The sequence below is a fragment of the Mucilaginibacter sp. P1_D10 genome (assembly GCF_056406215.1).
This window is the reverse complement of sequence record NZ_JBFUAP010000021.1, coordinates 20,844-47,840: the sequence shown is the minus strand read 5'-3', so window position 1 is coordinate 47,840 and position 26,997 is coordinate 20,844. Positions and strand designations below refer to the sequence as shown.

32 protein-coding genes are annotated in these 26,997 nt (G+C 43.5%); 21 read left to right on the top strand and 11 right to left on the bottom strand.

Annotation, left to right across the window (positions count from 1 at the left end; genetic code table 11):
• Positions 1 to 11: 11 nt before the first annotated feature.
• Together AC1DYT_RS24110 and AC1DYT_RS24105 are read right to left on the bottom strand one after the other, a co-directional pair.
• On the bottom strand, positions 12 to 1,331 hold the full coding sequence (locus AC1DYT_RS24110) for a zinc dependent phospholipase C family protein (RefSeq protein WP_477472055.1): 1,320 nt from the start codon (positions 1,329 to 1,331) through the stop codon (positions 12 to 14).
• Positions 1,332 to 1,413: 82 nt separating this feature from the next.
• Entirely contained in the window at positions 1,414 to 2,805 is a 1,392-nt protein-coding gene (locus tag AC1DYT_RS24105; RefSeq protein ID WP_477472054.1) for an alpha-L-fucosidase, read from the bottom strand.
• A 385-nt stretch (positions 2,806 to 3,190) separates the two neighbouring features.
• On the opposite strand from AC1DYT_RS24105, the gene AC1DYT_RS24100 reads away from it, so the two are divergent.
• From AC1DYT_RS24100 to AC1DYT_RS24050, 11 genes are all read left to right on the top strand, one after another.
• Positions 3,191 to 3,610 carry a MerC domain-containing protein gene (locus tag AC1DYT_RS24100; protein ID WP_477472053.1) on the top strand — a complete coding sequence of 140 codons (420 nt, stop codon included), beginning with the start codon at positions 3,191 to 3,193 and terminating at the stop codon, positions 3,608 to 3,610.
• Positions 3,611 to 4,048, top strand: a complete 438-nt coding sequence (locus AC1DYT_RS24095) for a Fur family transcriptional regulator (protein ID WP_477472052.1) — start codon at positions 3,611 to 3,613, stop codon at positions 4,046 to 4,048.
• A 292-nt stretch (positions 4,049 to 4,340) separates the two neighbouring features.
• On the top strand, positions 4,341 to 5,039 hold the full coding sequence (locus tag AC1DYT_RS24090; protein WP_477472051.1) for an HAD family hydrolase: 699 nt from the start codon (positions 4,341 to 4,343) through the stop codon (positions 5,037 to 5,039).
• Positions 5,039 to 5,884 (top strand): phosphoribosyltransferase family protein, encoded by an 846-nt coding sequence (locus tag AC1DYT_RS24085; protein WP_477472050.1) that lies wholly within the window; start codon positions 5,039 to 5,041, stop codon positions 5,882 to 5,884. The genes AC1DYT_RS24090 and AC1DYT_RS24085 overlap by 1 nt, the downstream gene beginning before the upstream one ends.
• Positions 5,874 to 6,428 carry a TerD family protein gene (locus tag AC1DYT_RS24080; RefSeq protein WP_477472049.1) on the top strand — a complete coding sequence of 185 codons (555 nt, stop codon included), beginning with the start codon at positions 5,874 to 5,876 and terminating at the stop codon, positions 6,426 to 6,428. The genes AC1DYT_RS24085 and AC1DYT_RS24080 overlap by 11 nt, the downstream gene beginning before the upstream one ends.
• Before the next feature lie 107 nt (positions 6,429 to 6,535).
• Positions 6,536 to 7,150: a TerD family protein gene (locus AC1DYT_RS24075; RefSeq protein WP_477472048.1), complete on the top strand. Its 615-nt coding sequence runs from the start codon at positions 6,536 to 6,538 to the stop codon at positions 7,148 to 7,150.
• 28 nt (positions 7,151 to 7,178) lie between these two features.
• Positions 7,179 to 8,327, top strand: a complete 1,149-nt coding sequence (locus tag AC1DYT_RS24070) for a toxic anion resistance protein (RefSeq protein ID WP_477472047.1) — start codon at positions 7,179 to 7,181, stop codon at positions 8,325 to 8,327.
• Positions 8,328 to 8,644: 317 nt separating this feature from the next.
• A complete protein-coding gene (locus tag AC1DYT_RS24065; RefSeq protein WP_477472046.1) occupies positions 8,645 to 9,001 on the top strand; it encodes a hypothetical protein in 357 nt (118 codons plus the stop codon).
• Between the two features lie 123 nt (positions 9,002 to 9,124).
• Positions 9,125 to 9,709: a hypothetical protein gene (locus AC1DYT_RS24060; RefSeq protein WP_477472045.1), complete on the top strand. Its 585-nt coding sequence runs from the start codon at positions 9,125 to 9,127 to the stop codon at positions 9,707 to 9,709.
• A 260-nt stretch (positions 9,710 to 9,969) separates the two neighbouring features.
• A complete protein-coding gene (locus AC1DYT_RS24055) occupies positions 9,970 to 10,458 on the top strand; it encodes a hypothetical protein (protein WP_477461428.1) in 489 nt (162 codons plus the stop codon).
• Between the two features lie 1,158 nt (positions 10,459 to 11,616).
• Entirely contained in the window at positions 11,617 to 12,243 is a 627-nt protein-coding gene (locus tag AC1DYT_RS24050) for a hypothetical protein (protein ID WP_477472044.1), read from the top strand.
• Positions 12,244 to 12,497: 254 nt separating this feature from the next.
• Here AC1DYT_RS24050 and AC1DYT_RS24045 read toward each other — a convergent pair whose 3' ends face one another.
• Positions 12,498 to 13,046, bottom strand: coding sequence for a hypothetical protein (locus AC1DYT_RS24045; RefSeq protein WP_477472043.1), 549 nt, complete (start codon positions 13,044 to 13,046; stop codon positions 12,498 to 12,500).
• Between the two features lie 402 nt (positions 13,047 to 13,448).
• Here AC1DYT_RS24045 and AC1DYT_RS24040 point away from each other — a divergent pair, with 402 nt between their 5' ends.
• Positions 13,449 to 14,015, top strand: a complete 567-nt coding sequence (locus AC1DYT_RS24040) for a Crp/Fnr family transcriptional regulator (protein WP_477472042.1) — start codon at positions 13,449 to 13,451, stop codon at positions 14,013 to 14,015.
• A 70-nt stretch (positions 14,016 to 14,085) separates the two neighbouring features.
• A complete protein-coding gene (locus tag AC1DYT_RS24035; protein WP_477472041.1) occupies positions 14,086 to 14,448 on the top strand; it encodes a VOC family protein in 363 nt (120 codons plus the stop codon).
• A gap of 114 nt (positions 14,449 to 14,562) precedes the next feature.
• Here AC1DYT_RS24035 and AC1DYT_RS24030 read toward each other — a convergent pair whose 3' ends face one another.
• Together AC1DYT_RS24030 and AC1DYT_RS24025 are read right to left on the bottom strand one after the other, a co-directional pair.
• Positions 14,563 to 14,697, bottom strand: coding sequence for a hypothetical protein (locus AC1DYT_RS24030; RefSeq protein ID WP_477472040.1), 135 nt, complete (start codon positions 14,695 to 14,697; stop codon positions 14,563 to 14,565).
• 27 nt (positions 14,698 to 14,724) lie between these two features.
• The gene (locus AC1DYT_RS24025) at positions 14,725 to 15,090 is read right to left on the bottom strand and encodes a hypothetical protein (RefSeq protein WP_477472039.1); all 366 of its coding nucleotides are present in this window, start codon (positions 15,088 to 15,090) and stop codon (positions 14,725 to 14,727) included.
• 273 nt (positions 15,091 to 15,363) lie between these two features.
• Between AC1DYT_RS24025 and AC1DYT_RS24020 the strand changes: the two genes are divergently transcribed.
• The 4 genes from AC1DYT_RS24020 to AC1DYT_RS24005 all read left to right on the top strand — a co-directional run bounded on the left by AC1DYT_RS24020 (position 15,364) and on the right by AC1DYT_RS24005 (position 18,430).
• A complete protein-coding gene (locus AC1DYT_RS24020; RefSeq protein WP_477472038.1) occupies positions 15,364 to 15,765 on the top strand; it encodes a hypothetical protein in 402 nt (133 codons plus the stop codon).
• Between the two features lie 406 nt (positions 15,766 to 16,171).
• Positions 16,172 to 17,134, top strand: a complete 963-nt coding sequence (locus AC1DYT_RS24015; RefSeq protein ID WP_477472037.1) for a hypothetical protein — start codon at positions 16,172 to 16,174, stop codon at positions 17,132 to 17,134.
• A gap of 7 nt (positions 17,135 to 17,141) precedes the next feature.
• The gene (locus AC1DYT_RS24010; RefSeq protein WP_477472036.1) at positions 17,142 to 17,963 is read left to right on the top strand and encodes a TerC family protein; all 822 of its coding nucleotides are present in this window, start codon (positions 17,142 to 17,144) and stop codon (positions 17,961 to 17,963) included.
• An 8-nt stretch (positions 17,964 to 17,971) separates the two neighbouring features.
• Positions 17,972 to 18,430 (top strand): phosphatidylglycerophosphatase A family protein, encoded by a 459-nt coding sequence (locus AC1DYT_RS24005; RefSeq protein ID WP_477472035.1) that lies wholly within the window; start codon positions 17,972 to 17,974, stop codon positions 18,428 to 18,430.
• On the opposite strand, the gene AC1DYT_RS24000 is transcribed toward AC1DYT_RS24005, so the two are convergent.
• From AC1DYT_RS24000 to AC1DYT_RS23975, 6 genes are all read right to left on the bottom strand, one after another.
• Positions 18,416 to 20,086: a hypothetical protein gene (locus AC1DYT_RS24000; protein ID WP_477472034.1), complete on the bottom strand. Its 1,671-nt coding sequence runs from the start codon at positions 20,084 to 20,086 to the stop codon at positions 18,416 to 18,418. The two genes, AC1DYT_RS24005 and AC1DYT_RS24000, sit on opposite strands and share 15 nt — an antisense overlap.
• A 38-nt stretch (positions 20,087 to 20,124) precedes the next feature.
• The gene (locus tag AC1DYT_RS23995) at positions 20,125 to 20,385 is read right to left on the bottom strand and encodes a hypothetical protein (RefSeq protein ID WP_477472033.1); all 261 of its coding nucleotides are present in this window, start codon (positions 20,383 to 20,385) and stop codon (positions 20,125 to 20,127) included.
• Positions 20,386 to 20,582: 197 nt separating this feature from the next.
• The gene (locus tag AC1DYT_RS23990) at positions 20,583 to 21,287 is read right to left on the bottom strand and encodes a response regulator (RefSeq protein WP_477472032.1); all 705 of its coding nucleotides are present in this window, start codon (positions 21,285 to 21,287) and stop codon (positions 20,583 to 20,585) included.
• 7 nt (positions 21,288 to 21,294) lie between these two features.
• On the bottom strand, positions 21,295 to 22,089 hold the full coding sequence (locus tag AC1DYT_RS23985; RefSeq protein WP_477472031.1) for a sensor histidine kinase: 795 nt from the start codon (positions 22,087 to 22,089) through the stop codon (positions 21,295 to 21,297).
• Positions 22,053 to 22,715, bottom strand: coding sequence for a hypothetical protein (locus AC1DYT_RS23980; RefSeq protein WP_477472030.1), 663 nt, complete (start codon positions 22,713 to 22,715; stop codon positions 22,053 to 22,055). Before AC1DYT_RS23980 ends, AC1DYT_RS23985 begins: the two co-directional genes overlap by 37 nt.
• 59 nt (positions 22,716 to 22,774) lie before the next feature.
• A complete protein-coding gene (locus tag AC1DYT_RS23975; RefSeq protein ID WP_477472029.1) occupies positions 22,775 to 23,149 on the bottom strand; it encodes a hypothetical protein in 375 nt (124 codons plus the stop codon).
• A 343-nt stretch (positions 23,150 to 23,492) separates the two neighbouring features.
• Between AC1DYT_RS23975 and AC1DYT_RS23970 the strand changes: the two genes are divergently transcribed.
• The 4 genes from AC1DYT_RS23970 (at position 23,493) to AC1DYT_RS23955 (ending at position 26,911) form a co-directional block, all read left to right on the top strand.
• On the top strand, positions 23,493 to 23,822 hold the full coding sequence (locus AC1DYT_RS23970) for a hypothetical protein (protein ID WP_477472028.1): 330 nt from the start codon (positions 23,493 to 23,495) through the stop codon (positions 23,820 to 23,822).
• Positions 23,823 to 23,990: 168 nt separating this feature from the next.
• A complete protein-coding gene (locus AC1DYT_RS23965) occupies positions 23,991 to 24,413 on the top strand; it encodes a GNAT family N-acetyltransferase (RefSeq protein WP_477472027.1) in 423 nt (140 codons plus the stop codon).
• Between the two features lie 91 nt (positions 24,414 to 24,504).
• Positions 24,505 to 25,854, top strand: a complete 1,350-nt coding sequence (locus AC1DYT_RS23960) for a glycoside hydrolase family 140 protein (protein WP_477472026.1) — start codon at positions 24,505 to 24,507, stop codon at positions 25,852 to 25,854.
• On the top strand, positions 25,841 to 26,911 hold the full coding sequence (locus AC1DYT_RS23955) for a polysaccharide deacetylase family protein (RefSeq protein WP_477472025.1): 1,071 nt from the start codon (positions 25,841 to 25,843) through the stop codon (positions 26,909 to 26,911). The genes AC1DYT_RS23960 and AC1DYT_RS23955 overlap by 14 nt, the downstream gene beginning before the upstream one ends.
• The last annotated feature ends 86 nt before the right edge of the window (positions 26,912 to 26,997 follow it).

Genomic DNA, 26,997 nt, shown 5'->3' with positions numbered 1-26,997 from the left:
CGCGAGTTGATTTACTGCGTTGAACCCAATGGGTCGGCTATCGGCGTAAGTGGTTCTTGTGCCGTGGGCTTTAGCATTTTTATCTGTTGTAGAGACACTACGGCCTTTTTCCACTCCTTGCGCTGTTTGGTGGCTGTTTGAGAGGTGTCGGCATTTTGGTAATAGGCTAGGATGTTCCGCTGCAGTTGCGGGGTAATGTTCTTGTATTGCTGCTCCTGCAGCTTTATCAGTAGTTGGTCGTAAGTTTTATCGGCAAGAGAATACTCACCAAGGATGGCGCTGCGGCCGGTATCAAAGTCAATATCAGGCAGGCTGAGGCGGTTGTATCCCACTTGTTTCAGAGCCACAGCGTATTTGGCTATTATGGTATCGAAGCTGCGGGCGAAAAGCCGTTCGCCTTCTTTGCCGGGCGATATGTATTTGAGCGTTTTCAGCGGACCTATTTTGGGTAATATCTGAATGAAGAATACCGCAACCCTGGCAAAGAATTTTGGTTTCACCCGCTCTTTGCCGTACTCCAGCCTGAACGATTTTTTGCTCATCTTATACTGGAATTTTTTCGCCGTCATCCCTGGGGTCATCTTCAGTATGGTGTCCTTATTGGCCTTGAACGCCGATTTGGTAAGCACCGGAAACAAATTGCGGATGCCCCAGCGCAGCGTATTGATGCTGCCATTGATATTGGAGAAGATGCCTTCGAGTTTTTGTCCGTAGGTTTCGTAAAAGGCTTTCTCCAGCACAGGTACAGAGATGTTGAAGCCGATAAAATCGTGGTAACCTTCGGTCGTGTAACTGCCACGGCCGGTTTGCAGCACATCGTAGGAAAACTCCATGCGGCTGTGCGATTTATGGTCGTCGGCGTAGGTAATGAAATCGCCGAATTTCTGTTGCAGTTTTGGATATATGAGCGGGATATTGCGGTTAGTAGCCAGCGAATGGCCGTATTGATCGGCCATGTAATGCGATAGCGCGCCCAGGGCAAAGGCATACTCATTGGCGTTTTGGGCATCCTTTATCAGGGCCTGTACAAAATCGCCGCTGCGCACGTAGTGCAGTAAATCGGTAAAAAAGCCATTGCCGAATGGCATGTAGCCCATATCAGCCACCATAGCGCCGCCATAAGCATAAGAGTGCACCATCTTTACTTCGGGGCCCGTAAGGTTGGGGTATTTTTGCCTGATCAGCGGCAGCAAGTCCGACTTCCATGAGGCATCAATAATGGCTTCATGCGCCAGAATGGAATAAGCTTTTGACGGCGATACACAAAACAGCATCGCTACTACAATTAAGAGTGCTTTAAAAACGGGGCAACGGCATGTAAGGTTCTTCAATTCGGTTTGAATTTTAGATTTATGAAGAACCAACAAGTGAGCAGGGATAAAGTTTTAGACGCGCGCTCTATTCGCTAGTGCCCTATCTTCCGCGCTCGTTATACACCCCAAACTCTGCGATAGAGATCTGGTGGTCGGCTTTATCTATCCAAACACGTACTTTGTTACCATACACGGTGGCAAAACGATTAACCTTTACGCGGTTAGTGTTTTCTGTAGCCACGATGGGTTTCCAAACGCCATTCTGTAGGTACTCCAGATGATAATTGATGATGTTGGGTTTCTGCTCGGTAATGGTAACAGTATTGAAGGGTATCTCATGGCCGAAATCTATCTCGTACCAGGGTTTTTCTACCCGTGCGTTCGATGTCCAATTGGTGGTGAAGTCATCGTCGTTGGCAAAATCCATGATATCCATATCCTCGCTCCAGCTAGAGTTGGATACCTTGTGTTTGGCCAGGTTGGTAGAGATGATAGGTTCGCCGGTTGGCGCCAATGTTGGTGCGGGGCCGTCGTTTTTCCAAAGCTCGCCTATTTGCTTTAGGGCGGCGAGCGCATTATCGTCAATCAGCCCATCCCGGTTTGGGGCTACGTTCAGGATGAAGTTGCAGTTTACCTTGTTAAGGGCAATAATGTCGTCGTTAACCAGCTTAACCGGGTCTTTAACCGGCGTGGTAGGGAAGTTTGTTTTCCAGAACCATGCGCTGTTGATAGGGAGGCAGGCCAGCGCAGGCATGCGATTGGTTTCCTTGGATATGCGTTGACCAGCACCCATTTCGTAGGTTTTGATGTCGGTGTAGTAAAGGCCCTCGGCGGGGTATTTGGCACCGTTGAGGTCCATAATTACGCATTCGGGCTGCAGGGATTTTACCAGGTGATAGATGTCCTCGAAGTTGATGTCGTCATAAGAGATACGGCTCCATGGCGCGTCCCAGCCATCTATAATAAGGGCTTCTATCTTGCCGTAATTGCTCAGCAATTCGGTTATCTGCGCTTTTACCATCTCAAAGTGCTTCGGGGTGATGCTGTTTGGCCGGAGGCGGTGGTGGGTATCTAAAATGGAATAATAAAGCATCACCTTTAAGCCATTGGCGCGGAAAGCATCCACATACTCGCGCACTACATCGCGTTTTAGCGGACTATTCATTACGTTGTAGTCGGTGGTTTTGGTATCCCATATGCAGAAACCGCTGTGGTGCTTGGTTGTTAGGCAACCATAGCTCATATTAGCCGATTTGGCGGCCTTTGCCCACTGCGTGGGGTTCAGCTTTTTGGGGTTGAAAAGGGCGGGGGAGGCATCCGGGTCGGGCCAGTCAGCATCATTGAAAGTGGGCATGTTGAAATGGATGAACATGCCGAACTTCAGGTTCACGAAGTTTTGCTGCAGTTCGGTAAGCGATTTGGTTTGTGCCGATGCAGGCAGGATATAAATCATAACCGCCAATAGTATGAGGGACAAGCGTTTGAGTTTCATAAGGCAGATGGGGTTTGCGTGTGAAATAAGATTTAAACATACGGCTTATCAACTTTATTACATCAAATAAAGCAACTTAAAAATGCTGCAAAAAAAGCAATTTGATAAGCAATATGAGTATTGGTTTAAGCAGAATGCTAAACCTGGGTGCACAAATAATATTGCCAACTGTTAAACAAAAAAAGAGCAAAACGGATTGTATAAGGCACCTAACCAAATTTTAAACCAGATGGAGCATTTCTTTAAAAACTATAACGAACAGGCGGGCAAGAAATTTGAAGTACTGGCCCGGGTAAATGAGGTGGATGCCTACCAATTGGTCAAAAATGCGTAAAAATGGAGGTGTAAACGCAATTATGTTGCATTAAGTGGTTATATTTGCTGCATGAGATCGGTTAAGGTAAGTACGAGACTGGATAATATTGGCATGACGGCATCTACTTTATGCGCCATCCATTGCGCGGCGGTGCCTGTGTTCCTGACAAGTTTACCTCTGGTGGGCCTGGGCTTTTTGGCCAACCCATGGGTAGAGTGGGGAATGATCATCGTAGCCTTGGTTGTGGGCGTGTGGTCTATTGCCGGTTCGTTCCTGAATTCGCATCACAAAGCGTTACCTTTGGTACTATTGGTTATAGGTTTCGCTACTATTATATTCGGTCATATCTTTACCAAAGGCTGGCTGGAGGCTGTTATTGTCCCTCTTGGGGGGCTTGCTATAGCAGCGGCGCACTTCGTAAACTATAAATATGCAGGCACCTGCACATCGGGCGATAGTTTCCTGCATGTAACACACAAGCATCAATAAATGGCAACCGCAAAAAACACTTACCAGTTTGAGGATCTGCTGGCGAAACACCAGCTGAAAAAAACCGCTGCGCGCTTGCGGGTGCTATCTATGATGTATGCCAAAAATACCGCCACCTCGCAACCCGACCTGGAAAGCGTTATGCACGATATAGACCGGGTTACCCTCTATCGCGTGCTCAATGTGTTCGAAGAGAAAGGCATCATCCACAAGGTTTTCGATTTGAATGGCACGGCCAACTATGCCGTTTGCCAATCGGGCTGCCACGAGCACCAACATCATGATGAGCATCTGCACTTTAACTGCACCGCCTGCAAGGGTGTGTTTTGCTTGAACGAACTGAGCCTGCCCACCATCAATCTGCCTGCTGGTTTTCAGCCGAGCAGCTTTACGGTTTACGCATCGGGGCTGTGCCCTAAGTGCAGCAAGATGCAATAAAGTTGCATTGTTTTTCCTCTTTTTTTGCCATAAATATTGCTTCATATATCCGCTAACCGGCAAAAAAGCTTAAAAATCACTGTCGAAAATCTCCGTGTTTTTACCATAATGCGGAAAAAAAAAGGGATGTTTTTCTCAAAAAAGCAACCTCAATCGGCAACATTAAAACTGCAGGCTACAAAGACCGTTTTTCTTAACAATTTCTTTACGCCGCAAAAAAGCAAAAGCAACATTAGTTTTGAATTTTGTTCGTACTTTACCAAAACATCTATACTTACAAAAGCATCTGCTAATGCCTTACTACCAGCATTATTCTTTCGACCTGTGGCTCACGCTAATCAAGTCCAATCCGGATTTTAAGATCGGGCGGGCCAAATATTTCCACCGGCACCATAACGCTCATCATAAATCCGTAGAGGAGATAGCCGCGATATTCCGTCGGGTAGATCTGATGGTAAACGCCATAAACGAAAAGACCGGCAAGAACATCGATGCCGACGAGATGTACCTGATGGTAATCGATTCGATACACGATGGGCAGCTTAACCTGGATGAGGTGGACCTACCTCATCTGCAAACCAAAATGGAGGAACTGTTGTTTCTATATCCACCGCTACTCTACAGCGATGTAACATTTTCGACGCTTATGCATCTAAAACAAAACAGTGGCGGCACTTTTAGCTTGTTAAGTAATACAGGATACATCACCGGGAAAACATTGAGAAAAGTATTGGCATTACACCAGCTGGGCGATTTTTTCGATTTTCAGCTGTATTCAGACGAAACGGGCATGTCGAAACCGAACGCGGCATTTTTTGGCGTAATGCTGAATAATATCAGCATCTGTAATCCGGGCAAAAGCATCCCGTTGGCCGGCATCATCCATGTTGGCGATAATCCCCGGAACGATACCGCAGCCGCAGATGCATTCGGCATAAGCAGCCTGCTTATCAATTCCAATCAGCAAACCATCCTTAACCTCATCAGCTAATGCATAGCACTTATTCTTTGCATCATATCAACAGTGCTGATGATTTCGGCTTCAGCGCCGATGATTACAGCCGCTTTAAGTTTGGCGATGGCCTGGTGTCCAAAGCCTTCGGTACCGCGCTGGCAGATGGTTTTATTACTCAAAGGCTGGCCGTAAACCCTATCCGCAAGCAAATTGTGGTGATATCAAGCCCGTACTCGTTTATCCCAACAGCCACCTTCGCCATGAAGAACTGGTTTGTGTACCGTTTGAATCACTGGCTGGCGCAGCACAACTTCCCTGTAGTGCAGGAGGCCAAGGTGCACCGCACCATTACCTATAAAGAAGATTACGGCGAATTGGATGCCGAGCAACGCATGAGGCTCATAGGCAACGATCAATTCCATATAGATAAGGATTTCCTGGCGGGCAAAACGCTGATTTTTTTGGATGATATCCGCATAACGGGCAGTCACGAGCGCATGATTATGAAAATGGTGGGGGAGTACGGCCTAACTAATGATATCCATATGTTGTACTTTGCCGAATTGGTGAATAAAAACATCCACCCTAATGTGGAGAATCAGCTCAACTACCATCACGTAAAATCGATATTTCATTTAGAGGATATAATAAACGGCGCCGATTTCTGTATAAATACACGGATAGTGAAATATTTGCTTAATTACGATTTCGATAATTTTTGTGTTTTCATTCAAAGGCAAAATGATACATTTACCCTTCAATTATATAACATGGCCTTAGGCAACGGTTACCATACCATTGATGCCTATGCCCAAAACCTTATCCACATCAAAAAACGTTTACTTTTAGATAATTATAAATTAATAGAATATGGCAATTAGTCTTCAAAAGGGGCAGCGCGAAGCTATCGACGCCCCTAAATTTACGATAGGTTTAGGTTGGGATACCAACAGTTCATCAACCGGGTCGGCTTTCGATCTGGATGCTTCTATCTTCGTTATGGGCGATAACAAAAAATTAGTGGCCGATGATTTTTTTGTTTTTTATAACAACCTGAAATCTCCGGATGGCGCTGTTGAGCACACCGGCGATAACTTAACCGGTGCCGGCGATGGCGACGATGAGCAGATCAAGATCGACCTCAGCAAAGCAGACCCGCGCGTTACCGAAATTTGTGTTGTGGTAACCATACACGAGGCTGAAGCACGCCGCCAGAATTTTGGGCAGGTGCGCAACTCTTTCATCCGTATTGCCGATGCAGGTACGGGTGCTGATATTTTGAAATACGAACTGGAGGAGGATTTTTCGATAGAGACAGCCGTAGAGTTTGGCCGCATTTACAAACGCGACAATAAATGGAAATTCGAAGCAGTAGGCGCCGGCATGAAAGGCGGTCTGCAGGATTATCTGAATAAATACAATTAAGTTGGAAGGTTAAAGGTTGAAGGTTAAAAAAAGTAAGCTTTTAACCTTCAACTTTTGACTGAGAAAAACCTTTCAACTTTTAACCTTCAACTTTTAACTTTAAAAAAATGGCAATTAATCTTCAAAAAGGACAGCGCATCAGCCTCGAAAAAACCGACGGTGCAAAGCTGCAAAATATATGTGTAGGCATTAACTGGGGTGCTATAGAAAAGAAAGGCTTGTTCGGCTTTGGCAGCACTAAAGAAGCGGTAGACCTTGATGCCAGCTGCGCTTTATACGATGATCAAAAACGTCTTTTAGAGGTGGTTTACTTCGGTAACCTAAAATCTAAAGACCAGTCTGTTCGCCACAGTGGCGACGATTTAACCGGCGATATGGGCGGCGATGACGGAATAGACAACGAAGTTATTACGGTAGATTTTTCGCGCTTAAGCACGGCAGTAACCTATGTGGCCTTTGTATTGAACAGCTTCCGCGGGCAGGATTTTGGTGCCATACCTTTCGCGTCTATCCGCATTTATGAGGGTACACCAAAACGGGTTACCGAAATTTTTGCAAAATATGATATCGCCAATGATGCCGCATTTAAAGGCCATGTAAGCATGGTGTTGGGCGTATTTTACAAAAAGAACGGCGAGTGGAAATTTAACGCCATTGGCGAACCAACTAAAGACCGCAAGCTGGAAGAAACCGTAAAAACGGTTACACAAAATTATTTATAAGCTGTAATCAGCATCAACATTAAGCAAAATGGAAACCAACCCAAGCAATAACGAACTGAATTTAAACATGCCGGACATGAACCTGCCGCCACAACCGCAGGCAGGAACCACCGTGCCGGTAAAATTGGCTAAAGATGGTACGGTGGATTTGACCACTATTACCCCGGCCGAGGAAACCAAGTTTAAGGAAATTGCTAAAACCATCGACCCTAAAGACGTAAACTCCATACTGAACTACGGTACCGAGGTGCAGAATTCGATGGAGCGGTATAGCAATACCTTCCTTACATCGGTACGTACCTACAACTCGGGCGAGGTGGGTACCTTGATTACCGATCTGCTTCATGAGCTGAATTACATCGACGTTGATGAGCTGAACCAAAGCGCGTTCACTAAATTTATATCTGCCATTCCGTTCCTGAAAAGTATCGTAATGGATACTAAAAAATTGTTTGCCAAGTACGATACGGTGGTGAACAACATCGATAAAATTGTAAACAAGGTTAAGGCCGGCCGCGTAAACTCGCTTAAGGATAATGCATCGCTGCAAACCATGTTCGATAGCAATGTTACCTACATCCACCAGATGGAGGAGCTGATCATCTCGGGTCAGTTGAAATACAACGAACTGAACGAGCAGCTTGCCGTAATGGATGGCAACCCGGCAGCCTACGAGGATTATGAAATTGCCGACCTGCGCGATTTTGTGAACCGCCTGGATAAACGCCTTGCCGACCTTAAAGTGGTGCGCTTTATTATGATGCAATCGCTGGCGCAGATCCGCGTAGTGCAGAATAACAATACAACCATTGCCGAGAAGGCACAGTCGATAGTATCTACCACCATCCCGGTTTGGAAAAATCAGCTCACCATTGCTGTTGCCTTGAACAGGCAAAAGGAAAACGTGGAGATGCAGAAGAAGATATCAGACACTACGAACACCATTTTGCAAAAAAACGCCGATTTGCTAAAGCAAAACAGCATAGAAGTTGCGAGGGAGAACGAAAAAACCGTAGTGTCGTTAGAAACGCTAAAACGCACCACAGCTTCGCTGATAGAAACGCTTACCGAAGTGAAACGCATACACGATGAAGGCACGCAAAACCGCAGGGTACTGAACACAGAATTGCAAAATTTGGAATCGGAGCTGAAGAAGAACGTGGCTAATGTGAGTTAAACCAACCTGCCACCATTGGCGGTTATTTAAACACAGAGTCCGCAGAGTTTGCACGGAGGTCACAGAGCTTTTGCTGGGTTAAACGCAGTAAAAGTCTGTGGCTTTCATGTTTTTATCTTTCCTGCAGCCTCGTCAAGTGTCCACACTTGACGAAAGGAAATGGCAAGCGTCCACGCTTGCGGATGTAGTATTTGGGTCAATTATGCGAAAGTTAACGAGCTTTGCATTTGAGCAGGGTAAGCGTGGACGCTTACCAATGTTTTTGCGCCAAGTGAGGACAATTGGCGCGGCGCCTGGTTATTTCCAGATATATTTAAATGAGAAATTATTATCCATATAATCCAAAACAAAGGATCGCTGTAGTGATTGGTTTCACAGCAATTATTATTTCTACATTAATTTATTGGGCTATTGATTTTCAAAGGCAGGATAGGAAGTACCTTGATGTTGAATTTGCCGGCGAGGTAGAACGCGTTGAATATGATATTAAGCAATTTCCAACAATTCAAATCCATAACGTAAGTTATTCTATCGATGCTGGTTATTATACAGATCATCAGATAGAGGTGGGCGACTCGGTCATAAGAGTCAGAGGGTCCTATGTGTACAAATTAATAAAGGGCAAGACTAAAAAGGAGATTGATCTTACGATAGATCCTCAAAGATTGTGGTAATTATTACGCTGTCCCGTTATTGAACGAAAAGCCCTTGCATTTTTTAGCGATTGCTGCAAACTTAAAATGTGACATTTTTTGCCGTTGTTGGTGTTGGCACCAATAACTTACGCGGTGCCGTTATTGAACGAAAAGCCTTTGCATTTTGCTGGTTTTGTAGTTGTTGTGACCAAGAGATCTTCGCTCAACCCGCTAAAAATCATTCCGTTACGTCAGCGGGACGCTGACAGGCGGTTGGGTTCAAGCGAGACGCTTGAACCGGCGAGGTTGATTTATTTATCAAGAAACACATCAATAATGTTAAAATTATATTATAAAATTTGGGTTGACGCCATCGTTTTTGAGCAAACAAATAATGGAAGCAGGCGAAATTGGAAGCTATACACGCTTATCCCAATTTCGATGTTTCAGGGTCTAAATATGGTTACCTTATATGTTTTTATTTCAAGTATTACTAATATCAAAATTAATTTATTTTTAAGTATAAACGTATTTGGTAGCCAATTTTTAAATACAGTTTGCTCTTCACTATTGACTCTTCTTGCTCCATTTCTGATTTTAAATTATTTTTTAATTTTTTATAGAGCTCGCTATTTAAAGATTATTGAAAGATACAAGTATCAGAATGGCAAACTCTATTTAAGTTATTTTCTTTTCACAATGGGGGTCATTTTACTACCAATTATTATTATAAAATGGGTGCTTTGATTTTTCGCCGTTGTTGGTGTTGTCCCTCTGCTGGTGCGCGCGTGTCGCGCGTTCTTAACCAATTGCAACGTGCAGGTTTAGTTAAATGACCAATTATTTAGCTAAACCTGCATTCGCAATGGGGATTGAAAGGGGAAGCCGCCCGCACGGGGCTTGAGTGGTAGGCAGGCCTCAGACAGGCGGTTGGGTTCAAGCGAGACGCTTGAACCGGCGAGGTAGGACACGAACAGAACAAGGGAAAAGAACAAATTAATCATAAAATGAGGCAGTATTTATTTGGTTTAATGATGTTTTTTTGCAGTTGTCAATCTGCACAGAATAAAAAAGTAATTGAAAATGATTATGATATGTTTGTCTATCAAATAAAATATGATGAACGATTGTATGAAAGTGTAACAGGTATAGCACTTGTAAATGGAAAAGTATATTTTTTAGCAAACGATAGTTTGTTGATGACTTATAAAAAACTTCCGGTAAATGCAAGGGAAATACAGAATAATGGTTTAAAGGATTTGCTGAACAATATTGATTTGGGAGAAGTTGCAAAGATTAAAGATTATAGTAAGTGCAATTGCAAAGGGATTACAAAAACCGAATATGTTATACGATATTTAAAGGTAAATAAAGAGCGAAATTTTTTTCTCAATGAAGTGTTGAATTGTGATAAAAACTCTCCATGTTATTTTTTAGAAAAGTTGCAAATTCATTTTAACGAACTACAAAAACAAACCCGCCCGATCGGGCCCTAGCCTGGTGCGAATACCCCCATGCTGGTGCGCGCGTGTCGCGCGTTCCTAATCAACCATGCAAGGCAAAATATCATTAAAATCCTGTAGTTTTATTCTGAAAGAAAGGGGCCCGCCCTGGCAGGCGTCCTCGCCTGACTGAGGATATTTTTCAGCGTCCACGCTGGCGGGTGTTAATAGATAACCCTCGACAAGCATCCCGCAGTTAACGTTACCAGGCCAAACCTTTGCGCCTGGCCTGCGACCCGGTCGTTATTGGTTTCTTGTGAGTATAAACTTAGCGGTTGCGGCATCGCGATGCCAGGGAATTAAATAGGGGGATATTAAAAAATTGGGTAACTTAAGCGTGGACGCTTAAAATTTTTGCGTCCAGGCGAGGGATGCCTGGACGGGCGGGAGTTAAATGATGCCGTTGAAAAACAAATAAATTAATTATGAATGCAATTTTGAAATCAATTATCATGGCGACAATAGCATTCGTAGTGATCTTCTACATAGATAGAAAAATAAAAAGCTATGATATGTCATTTTATCAAGGAAAGGATGATGGCCTTTCGGCACGTGCCTCGTCGGTCATTTTTTTGAGTTCTTTGCTTTTCCTTGTCTATGCAAAGCGGCATAGATTAAGATCGGGTTTAATTGGTGCACTTGTTGGGTTTATATCGTCGATTTTAGGATTTATACTTAGTTATTTGGTGTTTAATGAATATGGATTAACTTTTCATATCGTTTCGTTTAGTTTGTCAATTTTAGTTTTTATTTTGCTTAGACATCTTAAACATCAAAAGATTGATATTTAAGCAAATCCCGGTAGGCGTATATAGCGGCGACAGCGCGCCACGCTGGTGCGTAAATCAATCAACGCTCATAAAAAACAATCTCTCGAAGGAGAAATACGTGACTGGTTCAATCGTTAAATTTAAACATTAGTTGCCCAAACCGGCGAGAGGGTTTCTATTTGGGCGTTGCCTGCGGCCCCCACGCTGGTGCGCGCGTGTCGCGCGTTCCTGATCAACCATGCAAAGCAAATATCATTAAAATCCTGTAGCTTTATTCGGAAGGAAAAGGCCTAATAAATATTGACTTTTTATAATGGCTAAAGCACACGCGGCACGTGCGCCAGCAATGGGTTAGGGTTCAAATATTTTCATGAGCAAAAAAATGAAAATTGCCGTATTAAATTATGTGATTATGAATCGATTTTTAAAAAGAACTGTAATTGTCGCTTTTGTAATTGGTTTATTATTAATTGGTTATTTGTTCTTCGCTCATCATTATTTTTATGGTGACTTTGATAGAAAAAGAACTCGAAACCAATTGGTGGATAATTTTATCACGCATGAAAAGGAATTTTCTGCATTAGTAACGACTTTTAAATCAAACATCAATATCAAAGAAAATGTAGTTTTTGGGGCGGCTTCTAATGATAAAATTAATTTGATAATAATTCCTTTAATAATCGACCCGCAAAACTCAGCGTTAGGCGGAGAGAACCTAGACGTAAATTCACCAGCATTCAAAATAGCTTTAAAGAAATTGGGATGGACTTTGGCAACAGTTGAAAAACTAAAAAAAGAACTGTCTCAAATCGATTGTGATTTTATAGCAACATCTGATGTTTACAAACAACCTGTGCAAATTTATTCCAAACCAGAGGGTTGGGGCAATTATCAATATTATATTTTTAGTGAGCCACTGGATGAAGAGTTGATTAGAATACATGGGAAGCCAATAGAAAAAACAGGATTTGGCAGTAAAGTTGTAATTAGTTATAGTTCAGCTTTATAAGCTTAATTTACTCCCGCAACCAGGCACGAGAATGACGGGTGGGACCAGGAGGCAATGGCTTCTCGTGGCTCAACTGACACCCGCTTAAGGGAATCATTATTAGATGCATTATCGTTATCTTGTGCACACGAGTGCTCCACCTCTTCAGCCCCGCGCTACACACTCGCGCGAGTTGGAGCGCTTGCCTGCAACTAGTTGGGCACTAGTACGCCTTTGCCAGCATGCCCCGTGCTGCATACTAGAGCCAGGGTGGGCTAAAATTTAGGATTATAAGGAACTTGATCTTGCAATATTATCCATCTTTTAAGCTCCGGGTCTTTTTTTAATCCTTTATCATTTTGAATATAAGAAAGTACTTCCAAAGGGCTAAAAAATTGAATCTCTTGATGTGGAAATCCTCGAAACTCTTCTTTCCTGGCTAAATAGAAAAACTCATACACGATTTTTTTTGTTCCATTTGATGCAGTTATTATAGGCAATAAGTCCAATGCTACATTTGGCTCGGTTTTTTTAAAATATCGCATTAGCTTCAATACGATTAAGGAAATTGACTTTTTGTAGGCAAATACGCCCCTACAAGCCCTAAAATCACAATTCCCAATGCCAAGCCTGTCCCCTAATTTAATTGCAGCATCTAAATCGGCTGGACGATCTAAATCAATTTCGTTTGCAAAAAAAACCATTTTTTGCAGGCAGGATGTCTCAGAATTAATTGCTTTACTAGCACAAATAGGCTTAGTACCCAAGACTATTAAAAAGACTGCTCCAACAATATACTTACAAAAAACTTTAACTCGTTGCATAATCCTTGAGATTGATTTTTGTGCCTAAACTTTGTACCGTTACCGTGTGACTAGCCCCCCGGTTAAAGCATCCCGCTTGAATCAAAGCAAAGGCAAGCGTCCCGCTTACAACAACACTTTTGCAATGTCGGAAAACATCCGCATATTTATTACCATGCAACGCAACGTCTCAACCGACGAACTTTAATTGTCCCCTAACTAGCAGCCTGTAGCCTGGAAATCCCGCTAAAAATCGTTTCATTGCGTCAGCGGGATGCTTGAACCGGCGGGGGAATGCTCCACCTCTTTTGTCCCGCGCTACACACTCGCGCGAGACAGAGAACTTTAAGTAATGTTTTCAATTAGTATTTGATACAACATTGGAATAAATAAACTCAGGATATTCTATGTAATTTAGTGCTAATGAATCTGGAACTGCAAACATTTCTGCATAAATGTTTAGAAAGAATTGGCTTGTTTACGTCGTCAGAACTGGAAGATATACTTGCACACTGTACTTTTAACGAGATAAAAAAGGATGGCTACCTGCTTAAACGCGGCGAGGTTTGTAATGCTATAAACTTTTTGATTAAGGGTGCTGCCTATCAATACCAGGATGTTGAGGGAACGGAAGTAATAATTGAACTCTATGCAGATTATGACTGTGTCGTCAGTCCATCAAGTTTGTTTTTTAAAAAACCTTCAGAAGAGGGCATTAAAGCTTTTAAAGATTGTCAATTGTTGACGCTTACCATACAATCTATACATGAATTGATAGGTAAATCACCTGTATATTTTCAGTTAGGCAAAATACTGCAACCTGGCTGGTTTCGAGTTGTTTTCTTTGATCTGGCTATGTCCCCGCAGGAGAAATATAAATATGTATTAGAAAATAAACCGCAGCTGATACAAACGTTCCCGTTAAAATTCTTGGCTTCGTATTTAAAAATTACTCCCGAAACATTGAGCAGGGTGCGGGCATCAGTATAGTATTTCTTGATCCTGATCAAGTGCGATTTTAATGCAATTACTACATATTTGCTAACCAAGAAACTATTATATGAACTTTACTAAGTTAGTACCCAGTGTTTTTTATGAGGATATAAATGATGGATTAAAGCTTTTTGTAGACTGCCTGGAGTTTGCAGTTACACATAGCGAACTCAATACAAAAGCGCCATTTTGTGTCCTTGAAAAAGGTAATTTACAGCTATACCTTTTTCAAGATGCCAAATTGGCTAAAGAACATAATCCGGAGTTAAGGCTGGTAACGACTGATATTGAGGAAGTTTACAAAAAGATTTCAGCAACACATCCCGAACTTTTACATCCTAACTTGAAAGTAGTTACACTTAGGCCATGGGGCGCAAAAGAGTTTGCATTAATGGATGCACAACTAGGTGTGAGAATACAGCAATGGTAATTTAGGTGTGATTAACCGTTTTCTCTTAGTCGGCGTATTTGTTCAAGTTCCTATACCTCAATTTTGTCTTCTGTCCCCGCAGGCACCATGCTGGTGCGCGCGTGTCGCGCGTTCCTAATCAACCATGCAAAGCAAAATATCATTAAAATCCTGTAGCTTTATTCGGAAGGAAAGGGCCTGTAAGATATCGGCTTTTATGGTGGCCATAGCACACGCGGCACGTGTGCGCCAGCAATGGGATTTGATCATTTTATGTAAACAGTATCAACCTGTTTACTAATTATCCGTCTTTGGATTTTCAAGATATCTAAACCAAATAAAAATCAAAACCGCCAGGCTTAACGAAAACATATGAAAAGCTAATTCATATTCATTAAACACCCAATAACTAAGTATAAATCCTAAAATCGACGATATAAACCCAACAAGTGCACCAATTAAACCCGATCTTAATCTATGGTGCTTTGCATAACTAAGAAAGAGTAAAGAGCTTAAAAAAATAATCGAATTGATACGTGCCGAAATGCCACCATCCTTTCCCTGGTAAAATGACATATCATAGCATTTTATTTTTCTATCTACATAAAAGACTATTACAAATGTTATAACCGCCAACATTATGGCTTTCAATGTTGAATTCATAATTAATTCATTTTTTAATCAAATCATTTAACGTTTGCGTAGCTTTTGTAGCCACTGCCTCCGCCGGTTCAAGCGTCCCGCTTGAATCAAAGCAAATGTAAGCGTCCCGCTTACAGCAACTCTTTTGCAATGTCGGAAAACATCCGCATATTTATTATCATGCAACGCCTCAACCGAACACCCGCTAAATCATTTCGTTACGTCAGCTGGACGCTGACATGTGTTTGGGTTCAAGCGGGACGCTTGAACCGGCGAGGGGGAAATTAAAATCATATGAAAAAAAAGGAAGTTATTGTTATTGTTCTGCTCCTCATAGGTTGTGCAAACAAAACTGATTTTGTGCGCATTTTAACCTTGGACAACGAACAGTCATTTTGGGTAGAAAAAAAAAGAATAACCAATAATCATTTTGCTTATGTAAATAGACAATGGGTATTTTATCCGAATGAATTGGCAAAATGCTTAGTCTCTTTCGATCCTAAGAAAAAGGGAACTCCTATAATGATGAATATTGAAAGTTCCAGTGACTATGAATGGGCCTTTAATAGCAGAGATAGCGTTCTAGAAATCGGTCTTGGTGTTAAATATAAAATCATACGCTATAATATAGACACGATATCTATGAAAACCGAAGGTGGAAAATATATTCTTCTAATTCGAGAACGAAATAGATGATTGGATGCCGCTGATATTCGATACCAAAGCAAATGTAAGCGTCCCGCTTACAACAACACTTTTGCAATGTCGGAAAACGTTCGCATATTTATTACCATGCAACGCAACGCCTCAACCATCTCAATCGCGGGTTCGATAGGTCAGGTTTTTATTTTTCCTTTTGTCATCCTGAGCGATAGCGAAGGATCTTGTTGGCTATGCAAAGTGGGCATGCATAGCCGATTTGCATAGTGGCGAGCCTTGCAAGTCTAACAAGATATCTCCTCGCTATCGCTCGTTCGATATGACAAGGGGGCGAGGAGTTACATTAATCCGGCTCAATTAGCCACTCTTTTGCTATTTAAAATCTGATAAGTGCCTACGATAGTATTTTTGTATTTTTACATTTTAAATGGGCTTACGGTTGATGGATGAAAACAGGATAAATATTTTAAATGATAGTACCCGCACCATCAGCAAGCTGCAATTGCTTACGGTGTTCTTCAACAACGACATCATTTATAAAATTTACCTGCGTACCCAGGTTATCCACCAGTTATTTGCAACCAACCCCGATTTGGATGCCGGTAAACTGGAACTGTTTCACCTGCAGTTTACCGTCACCCTGATAGATCTGCTTAAAAAAATAAAGAAGAACAACGAGAGCCGGGCCGACCTGCTGTTAGACGAGGTTGCGCTGAATACCCAACTCATCGATCAGATGGACGATACCGTGTTCAGCGAGCATGATTTTAGTAATGATAAGCAGCGGCAGGCGCTAAAAATGGCGCAAAGCCTGCGCAAGCTGTTTGATGTGTTATCAAACGACCTGGAGGATTACCCCTTCGCCAAAAACATAAACCTTTTTAGCGCGCGCTACGCACCCGATTACTTTGCCGAGATACCGGTAGAAGTACTGGACGAATTGCTGCGTTACAACCCGGCCGACCTTTACACCGATAAATATGCCACCATACAGCGCAAGCTGATGGGCAAACTAAACAAGCACGGCTTTAAAATTGAGTTTTACGCCGGCGTAAAGTGTGCCGATGTAACTATTGAGGTTTATAAAATTATCGATATAGGCGAGTATTTTCTATATTCACCGTCTAACAACATCTTCCTGTTTTGCGATGTAGCCAAAATTGGAAACGCGGCGACAGATAGCAAATTATCAAAAAAAGAGCGCGTAATGCAGGAACTGCTTGATAAGAACGTGCGCCTGCAAAGCAAGGCGGGGGTAATGAAAACCCATTTGCCAGCCGAAGTGATAAGCCTGTTGGATGAGGATTATAAAAAAATTGCCGATGTTGATTTCTTAGAACATATGAATAGCTTTGACGTGCAAGCGAACATTTTAAAAACAATGCTTAATACCGACTTAATTTAACACCGATATGGACATTTTACACCAACTGCTTGGCGAAGATATAAAAGCAGGCCTACTCATTATCCTCAACTTAATCGTAATTGAAAGTTTGCTATCGGTAGATAACGCCGCCGTGCTGGCCACCATGGTTATTGACCTGCCACCAAAACAGCGCAGCAGGGCACTTAAATATGGTATTATTGGCGCTTATGTGCTACGCGGTGTATGTTTGTTTTTAGCAGCATGGTTGGTGAAAATTTGGTGGTTGAAGCCACTGGGCGGCTTGTACCTGATGTATTTGGCATTTGATTATTTTAAAGGTAAGCTAAAGGAAAAAGATGCCGACGGAGGAGAAGAATCTGTAGATAAAGAGAAAAACTGGCTGTACAAATCTACCGTTGGGCTGATTGGTACCTTTTGGGCAACCGTTGCCTTGGTAGAGTTGATGGACCTTGCCTTCTCCATAGATAACGTATTTGCCGCCGTTGCCTTTACCGACCATGTGTTTTTGATTTACACCGGCGTATTCATCGGCATTTTGGCTATGCGTTTTGTAGCGCAGGCCTTTGTAAAACTGATGGAGAAATTCACCTTTTTAGAAACGGTTGCGTTTATTGTGATAGGGGTATTGGGTATCAAGCTCACTTCATCTTTATACATCCATTTTCAGCCCGAAACGCCCTTCTCCAAATTTATGGAAGGCGAAACGGCGGATATCGCCGTATCGGTATTTACCGTAGCCATATTCCTGATACCGGTAGTTACTTCACTGCTGTTCAATTTCCCTAAAAAGCATACCATAGAACCTGAAGTTGCCGAAGCAGCAGAAGATGTGCTGAATAAAAGCTAAACCGGGCTATGAATAAACTCATCGCATCCATTTTTGGAATAGGATACATAAAAGGAGGCGGCACGCTTGCCGCAATAGTAACCTGCCCGCTTATTTGGGCCATATGGCAATTGCCTGTTTACCCTGCCTATATTTTATTTATAGTTACGGTAATCATTACCTTCCTGGGTATTTACGTAGGCAACAAGGTGGAGCCCGAGTGGGGTAAGGATAGCTACCGCGTGGTGATTGATGAGGTAGCGGGTATGCTGGTAACCATGCTATTCATCCCGGCAAACCTGTACTTGCTGCTGGCCGGTTTGGTGCTGTTCCGCTTTTTTGATATTTTAAAACCTCTTGGTATCCGCAAGCTGGAGGCATTACCGGGTGGCACCGGCGTTATGATGGATGATGTACTGGCCGGCGTATATGGCAACATCGTGTTGCAGTTGGTGGTTATCTTTTTTTCTGCCTCAATTCCAGGTTAGCTGATAGCTGGTTTGCTTGTATAGTTGAGGTTTGGCCCGGGCTTTTTCTTCCAGTTCGCTCAAAAAAACCAACAGATCGGCCTTGTCGTCTTCGTCTAAGTCCATCAGCTTCAGGGCTTCTATATCAGGTTGCTCGCATGTTTTTGCGGCATGCAGCAGGCACCATTTAATCAGTTGCAGCTTACGCGCCTTATCCCCGAAGTTTTGGTTTACGAAGGCTATCAGCTTATCATCAAAAGCGCCGCCGTTTTTAAGCAACAGTTCCCTGGCGATAGCGAAATTCAAGAAATGGTTGTTACCAAACTGCACTATGGTTTGGTAATGCAGATTGGTACTGGTGTTTATCTCGCGCAAAAAGCCAATGCTTACCAAATCGTGGTATGCATGATGGTATTGTTTTATTAGGCGGCTTACCTTTAGCTTGTCTATATCATATCCACCCCTCTCAAAATCCATCAGCCCAACTAATTCATCAAGCAGCAGCATTTTTTCGTCGGAATGCGGGCCAAGGTACATTTTGTTGAGTACGAAGTTGGAAATCAGCTCATAAAGACAAATATGGTTAAGGTCGTTAAGCGAAAAATTGTCCTTATGCTCCTTATAGTAAAACTGGAAGTACAGCGGATGGTTAAAGTTTTCGGCCAGGTCTATCGCCAGAAAATTTTTAATAAAGGGATTGATATTGAGACACAGTTCTTTTATCTCGGCCACGGTAAACAGGGGCACGTTTATGCACACATTACTGTTCTCGTTCCAAAGCCCTGTATGCCAGCTTTCGGGGTGGTTTTGCAGCAACAGGTGTTTATTATTCATCCAGGTAGCCGAGCGCATGCTCACGATTAGCTTAAACCATGATGTATCCCGGTATAGCGCCAGTATGTCGATCACCTGATCAATCAACAGCTCAAACTGCTCAGATTTGTATGAATGTTCGTCCAACCCATCTATGATCAGGAAAAAATTGCCGTCCTGTCCGCCGCCGTTGTCAACCAATGCCCGCAGGTCTTTATCTGTAGAATAGCCCAGCAAGCCCAGTAGCCAATCGTTAAGGTCGCGTCCGCTCAGGAACACGTTCATGAGCGCGCTGCTGCTGAAAAACAAGATGATATCGTTACTCTCGCCCGTTGAATTGAGCGCCAGAGCGGTTTCCACCCAATGGCAGATCGCTAAGGTTTTGCCATAGCCGGCGGGCGCAGCCAATACGGTTGCCGTATAATTACCCGGCAAAAACTCGTTGAGGTGTCGGTTGATGAATTGCCTTTTTATGGTTTGGTTATAAGGGATGCCCGATTTGTTTTTTAAGGCATGCAAAGTAAAGTTGGTTATTTTGGCAGCGTTTTGCTTTAATGTTTCCCAATTGGCGTTGGTTGCCGATTGCTTGCTGGCCATACCCTCCTGTTGCAGGCGGAAATCGTCCCAGCCCTCGTAGCCGCAATACCTGGCCATTACATCTATAGTAAATAACGATGGGCGGAACTTGCTGTACGCAAACCCGTAAACGCGTTTCAGCGTGGTTTCACTTACGCTTTGTCTGGTAGCTTCGAATATTTTGAACGATATTACCTTGCAATCGCCGGGGGCAACACTCTTGAGGCCGGTTTTGGATAGTACGGCTTGTTTAAGTATCTCAAGGTAATAATTTAAGAAGGCGGTCATGGATAGCTAATATATATCGAAGGAACGGAAAGCTATATTTAAACAATAACCAATTGGATACACTGCCACACCGTAAGGTTTTTAGAGACCGAACCAACCGTTATACTCTTGCCGGTTTTGTATTCCTCGGCTACAAGCTGCAGCCTGTTTTCGAGCATGCGGCACAGTTCTCCGTCATCGTTATAGCCCATAGCATGCAGCGGGGTATCCGTCAGCAAATTGTAGGGGTGCGCTGCCGGTTGCCCGCATATTGTCAGTATATCAAACTTAATTTGGTTACTAATATATACAATGTCCATCTTACAACTTAATCGAATGTTTTCTAATACGTAAATATAATTATTAAGTTGTAAGGAATTTCGCAGCCAACATGGGCTGTTAATTTTATTTTTCTTATTAGTTAATTTTAATTATAAAGGTACTTGAAATTTACCAATATGTTTAATTAGTTAATAAAATAAATTAAAAATACACCAATTGGGGGAAATTGGTGTTTCTACTCGTTTTTAAAATCAGGTATAATTACCTGGTTAAAATGCACCTCAAAAACGCCGTATTTAATAGCAAAAAGCACTAAGCCGGCAGTGTTGCGGCAATTTGTCTTTATCAGCAGATTGTTGCGATGCCCTTCTACAGTGCGCACGCTCAAAAAAAGCTCTGCGGCTATCTCGGCGTTGTTGTACTCTTTACAAATCAGCAAAAGCAATTGTTTTTCGCGCTTGGTTAAAGCTACGGGTATTGCATTAAGCAGGGTATGGGCCGAGCCTTTATGGTTGCCGCTATTCCTGATGGCGTTCAGGGCCTCGTTATTGAAATAAAAACCTTTTTCATGCACGGTGTTTATGGCTGTTATCAACTCGTCTTTATCGCAGTTTTTGGCCAGGTATGAGGCTGCACCGGCATTGATCATTTTGGAGATAAGCGCCTCATTTACATGCACTGATAATATAATTACCTTGGTTTCGGGGTAAAGCTCGTGCAATAGTTTGTTAAGTTGTATGCCGTTCATACCGGGCATATCCATATCTATCACGGCAACATCTACGCCGGTATTTAATACCTTAAGCGTATCCAGCAGTTCCTGGCCGCCGGGGCTATCGGTAACCAGGTTAAGGTTATCTATCGAATTGATAAGCATAGCCAGGCTCTGCCTGAAAAGGTTCTGATCGTCAACAATTGCTACGCTTATCTTTTCCATCATCAATAGTTTAGGCCAGGGGGTAGTTTATGTTGATACCAAACCCCTGTCCCGGCTGGGTACTCAATACAAATGTAGCATTTATGTTGAGCAAGCGGCTCTCGATGTTTTGCATACCCATTCCCTTCCTGCCCGTATCGGCAGATACAGGCAGGCCTTTGCCATTGTCTTTGTAATCTATGGTTATTTGTTGGCTGCCGGTTGCAAACGCAATTACCGCCGTGCTGGCCCCCGAGTGTTTGATGGTGTTGTTAAGTAATTCTTCCAGCACGCGGTAAAGCGCGGTGGCAACAGTTATATTCAGTTCCTCAAGTGCTGTTTCGGCATCGTTCACTACATCTATCTTTAACTTGCCCGATTGGTTGATGATGTCGCAATGCTCATTTATGGCAGCTGCCAGCCCGTAGTAGCCAAGCGTAGCCGGGGAGAGGTTGTGCGATATATGCCTTACATCTTTCACTATCTTATCAATCGTGGTCTTGCTCGATCGCAGGAAATCTGCGTAGTGCTGATCTTTTTGGGCCGGCTTAAACATTTCTATCAGCAGCCTCAGACCCGAAAGGCTGGTGCCCACATCGTCGTGCAGGTCTTGCCCTATGCGTTTACGCTCCGCCTCCTGCGATTCTATCACCGCCCGCAGCAGATCTTTCTGGTGCGCAATCTCGGCTTGCTGAAACTGCTGGCGCTGCCTTAGCAATCTGTTTTGGTTACGGATGGAAAATAGGATGAACGATACCACCAAAATGGCGGCACCGCTCATCCCCAGGATCATTTGGATGTAGATATTGTCTGTTGTGCCTTGCATTTGTTGAATCCTATCGCAAATAAAATATATTCTATTGCTAAAACAGTGGCGTATCCTATAAATATAATCATTTGTATAGTGCCGGCTACCGTCATCATGTTAAAGAAAATAAACATAAATAACGAACTGCTATAATAAAGCAACACGCCGGCGACAATCCAGTTGCTTGCAAAGTCGCCCCATTTATGGTCAAGATCGTTATTGTTTTTAGAGAAAAACAACATGCAGCAGGCAATAAGGATAAGCGCATCTACCGACCGGGAGTAGCCATCTAATTGCTTAAAGCTTTGGAAGAAAAGTGTATTGCACAAGCAGAAAAACGCAAACGCTACGGCAACACCGTACATGATATACCTTATACGTTTGCTAAAAAATTCAGCGAAAAAGGCGATAATAAAGGCAAACTCAAAAGGCGTATAGATATGGAACAGCCAGAGCGTGGGCAAATGGTAAACACGCGCCATAACAGTAGCTGTAGTGTTCATAACCACCGAAAAAATAATGAAGACCAGTAGTATTTTAAACGCCTGGCTTAAATGCCGGTAGTTAATAAATGCGTAAACTATAGGGATTAATGCGGTGGGAGGAGCGATGAACGTGGTGTAAATAAAGAAAAACTTTTCCATTGATGTTTATAAGCCTTAAAGATATTAAAGCTTATAAACATCCGCGGAAGAAATTTAAATTAGCTTTCTAAAGTGGGGCCGCCGCCGGTTGGGCAATACGGAGGGCAGGGGGTAAACATGTCTACGGTGCCGCTATGTACTTTGCCGTGTTCGCCGGGCAGGGTAAGTACCTCTTCGCCGTCAACAATCGCTACCATTACCATTTTGGCCGTCGTCATGTCGCCGGAATCTTCAAGGGCCATATAAGTCCTTATGCCTTCCAGGCTGGGGCTGTTGGTAAGCAAAGTGTTTATAGACGCGATTGGGACATAAAAAGATCTCACCTGAAAAACATCTTCGGTATTAGATAAATGGCTGCGCCAGTTTGCTGCCCATGCTTTTCCGGTTGCTAAAGGGATAGTGCCGTCTGTGGGTTTTTTGGGTTCGTTGCTCATGAATTGTTTAAAAGTTAATATTGAGGGATTGGGTTAATTTCTTTGTATGCTAAGGTTAAGGATTTATCCCCGGTTAATAATATGACCTTTTAAGGGGATAACGCGGTAAATATAGCCCTCTGGGGCATTTTTTACCGGCAAATTATCAAATACTTTAAGCTTATGTGTCGCTCTATTACAATGAACAAAATGAACACAGTTTTATTGAACGTATGCTCGTAATAAGTTAAAACTAAATGCGTGGCGCAACTATTAATTATACGCGGCATCATTTAACGCAACCAATTATCGTAGCAGCGCAAAAACCCAGGTACGAACGTATAAACCTTTTATTTTAATCATTATGAAAGTACACGCTATTGCACCAACCAGGCCTAACCTTAAAACCAAAGGTTTCTCTACCCTGCACATCCAAATTTTTATGATGATACTGCTGGGCAAAACAAACAAAGAGATCAACAGCCTTTTCGGTTACACGCAACGATCGCACGCGGTGGTAGATCATTCGCGCAAAGTGATGTTCAAGCTGCTCGCGCTGGAGAATTTGCCTAAACGCCAAAACTCCGAGCAGGTGGTGTACCCGCGCAACTACCAGTTCTGGTGGAAGAAACTGTTCGACAAACACCAGAAAACACTGCTGGAAATGGCGATATCTCCCGCGTTTTATGAATAGAAATACTGATCTGTGGTTTATAATGGAACGTTCCGGTGTGATGCCGGGGCGTTTTTTGCTTTCACCTGGCCTACGCCATTTATGTTTTTTGGCCTATTCAATTTGCGTGCGCATTGCTAACATTTGGATGCTGATAATATTTACCTTCAGTATTTAAAACGATAACAGATGGCCAACACCGAAATCACATACCAGCGCGAAGATACCCTGGATGCCGAAGAATTTATTGATGTACTTAAACGCAGCACGCTGGCCCAGCGCCGCCCCGTTGACGATATAGAACGCATAAAGCTGATGTGCGAGAACGGCAACCTGTTTGTTACCGCGCGCCACAACGGCAAGCTGGTAGGCATTGCCCGCAGCCTGAGCGATTTTGCTTTTTGCACCTACCTGTCAGATTTGGCGGTCGATGAGCAATACCAGCGCCAGGGCATCGGCATCAGGCTGATAAAAGAAACCAAGCTACACAGCCCATTGGCCAAACTTATACTATTGGCTGCGCCTGCGGCGGTAGATTATTACCCCAAAACCGGCATGACGAGGTTCACCCATAGCTTTTTGCTGGATAACGTTGCCGACTTGAAAGTATAATTGTTGCTAAATTGTTTTTTTTAAGGATGTAGGGGTATTTCGATAGGCAAAAAATACATAATTTACAGCGCCGATTGTAAATGCTGCTGTAATGAAAAAACTCCTGCTCCTGGTGCTCGTTTTCGCGTTTGCAACGCCCTCATTCGCGCAATTCGCCGTGTCTGCAAATAGGCATTATATCCTGAAAGCGGGTAAGGCATTCTTTTGGCTCGGTGATACGGCCTGGGAGCTGTTCCACCGGCTGAATAGGGAAGAAGCCGACAGGTATCTGAAACATCGCAGCGCGCAGGGCTTTACGGTTATACAGGCCGTTGGTTTGGCCGAGCTCGAGGGCCTGCATACGCCGAATGCTTACGGCGAAAAACCGCTGATAAACGACGACCCCGAAAAGCCCAACGAAAAGTATTTTGCCAATGTTGATTATATAATAGATAAGGCCAACGAATACAACCTCAACATAGCCCTGTTGCCAACCTGGGGAGATAAAGTGTTCAAGGATAGATGGGGTGCCGGGCCCGAGATATTCAATCCCCAAAACGCAGCTGCCTATGCAGGCTGGCTGGCCAAACGGTATAAAAATAGAACCAACATTATATGGGTATTGGGCGGCGACCGCCAGCCCCGCGGCCAGGCCGATTTGGCCATTTGGCGCGCCATGGGGCAGGCTATCATGAAAGCTACCGATGGCAAAGCGCTTATCAGTTATCATTGCCAGCCCAACCAATTAGGCTCTGCCGAGTGGTTCAGGGGCGAGGATTGGTTCTCCTTCAATATGTTCCAGAACGGGCATTGCCGCGATACCCCGGTTTACGATAAGATTTTTACAAGCTACAACACCCTGCCATTAAAGCCCGTGCTTGATGCCGAGCCCATTTATGAAGACCACCCGGTATGTTTCAATGTGGCAGATTTGGGTACCTCCAGTGCTTATGATGTGCGCAAATATGCCTACCTCGATTTGTTTTCCGGCGCGTTTGGGCACACCTATGGCTGCCATGACGTATGGCAGATGTATTCACCAAGATACGAACCGCTAAACGGCCCGCACATGTTTTGGTACGATGCGCTCGATTTGCCGGGAGCCACCCAGATGGGTATCCTAAGCAAACTAATGCAATCTCGCCCATTGACGGATAGGGTGCCCGACCAATCTGCCATACTTGAAAATAATTATGGACCCGCCGAAAGGATACAAGCTACCCGTGGCAGCGACTACCTATTTGTTTACACCGTAGCAGGCAAGCCATTTACGGTTGTGGCCGGTAAAATAAAAGGCGATAAGTTGAACGCCTGTTGGCTTAACCCTCGCAACGGCAAGGCACAACAGCTGCCGCCAATATCAAATACACAAAATTACAGGTTTCAACCACCCACCACCGGTTACGGGCAGGATTGGGTGCTGATACTGGATGATGCCGCTAAACAATATGAGAAATTATAAACGCATAATGATTGGGCTGGTTGCCCTAACCACTAGCCTATTGCCTATGATGGCTGCTGCGCAAACACAGCAAAAACTTAATTACACCATTGCGCAGTGGTATGGCAATAAAAAGGCTGCGGTGAGCTTAACGTTTGATGACGGCATCCCCGGGCAATATGCCGTTGCGGTGCCCTTGTTGGATAAATACGGCTTCAAGGGCACGTTTTTTATGTCGGTTTCCATCGTAAACGCGCAGCATATCAGTTGGCAGCTCATCAGGAATGCTGCGCTTGAAGGGCACGAGATTGCCAACCACGCGTTAACCCATCCGCACTTTATTAAAATTGCTTTAGATACCATTGCCATGGAGTGTGCCGAAGCCAACAAACAGATGGACGCGCTGATACCCTCGCAGCGGATGATTACCCATGCTTACCCCTTCGGCGAGGGCGGGGCGAATACTGATAAAGATAAAGCCATCCGTAAAACCGTTGCGCCATACTTTATAGGTGCAAGGGCCACTCAAAACAAGCCCTACGCTTACAACACCTACGATTTTGCCAAAACCAACGACGATTATTACAACGTAAACAGCAAGATGATAGCCGATTCGGCATCTATGGCCAATTTCGGTAAGTACCTCGACGAAACCATCGCCGTTGGCGGCTGGTTTTGCCCTACCTATCATGGCATTGAAGATGGCTGGATCATTACACCCGGAAAAGTTTTCGCGCAGCATTTAATGGAATTAGAAAAGCGCAAGGATTCTGTTTGGATTGCGCCTTTTAAGAATGTTATTCAATATCACAAGGAGCGTAATTCTGCAACGCTTAAGCTGATAGAAAAGAAGGCCTGGAGCTGGAAGCTGAGCCTTACCGATACCCTTAGTAACCGAAGAAACTATAACCAGCCGCTCACCATCAACCTTCGCACCAATCGGCTGTTTGCCAAAAGCATCGTGCAAAATAAAAAACAGGTACCTTTTAAGCAAAAGGGAGACATCATTATTTTTGATGCCATCCCCGGTGGTGGCGTAATAGAACTGAAGTTTGTGCATGTATTCGCGCCGAGATAGCTGGATAGGGTATTGTCAACCATTTCCTGCTCCTTTCAAACGGAAAGCATCATACATTCATCCATTCTCTTTTTTCCCCCGCTATT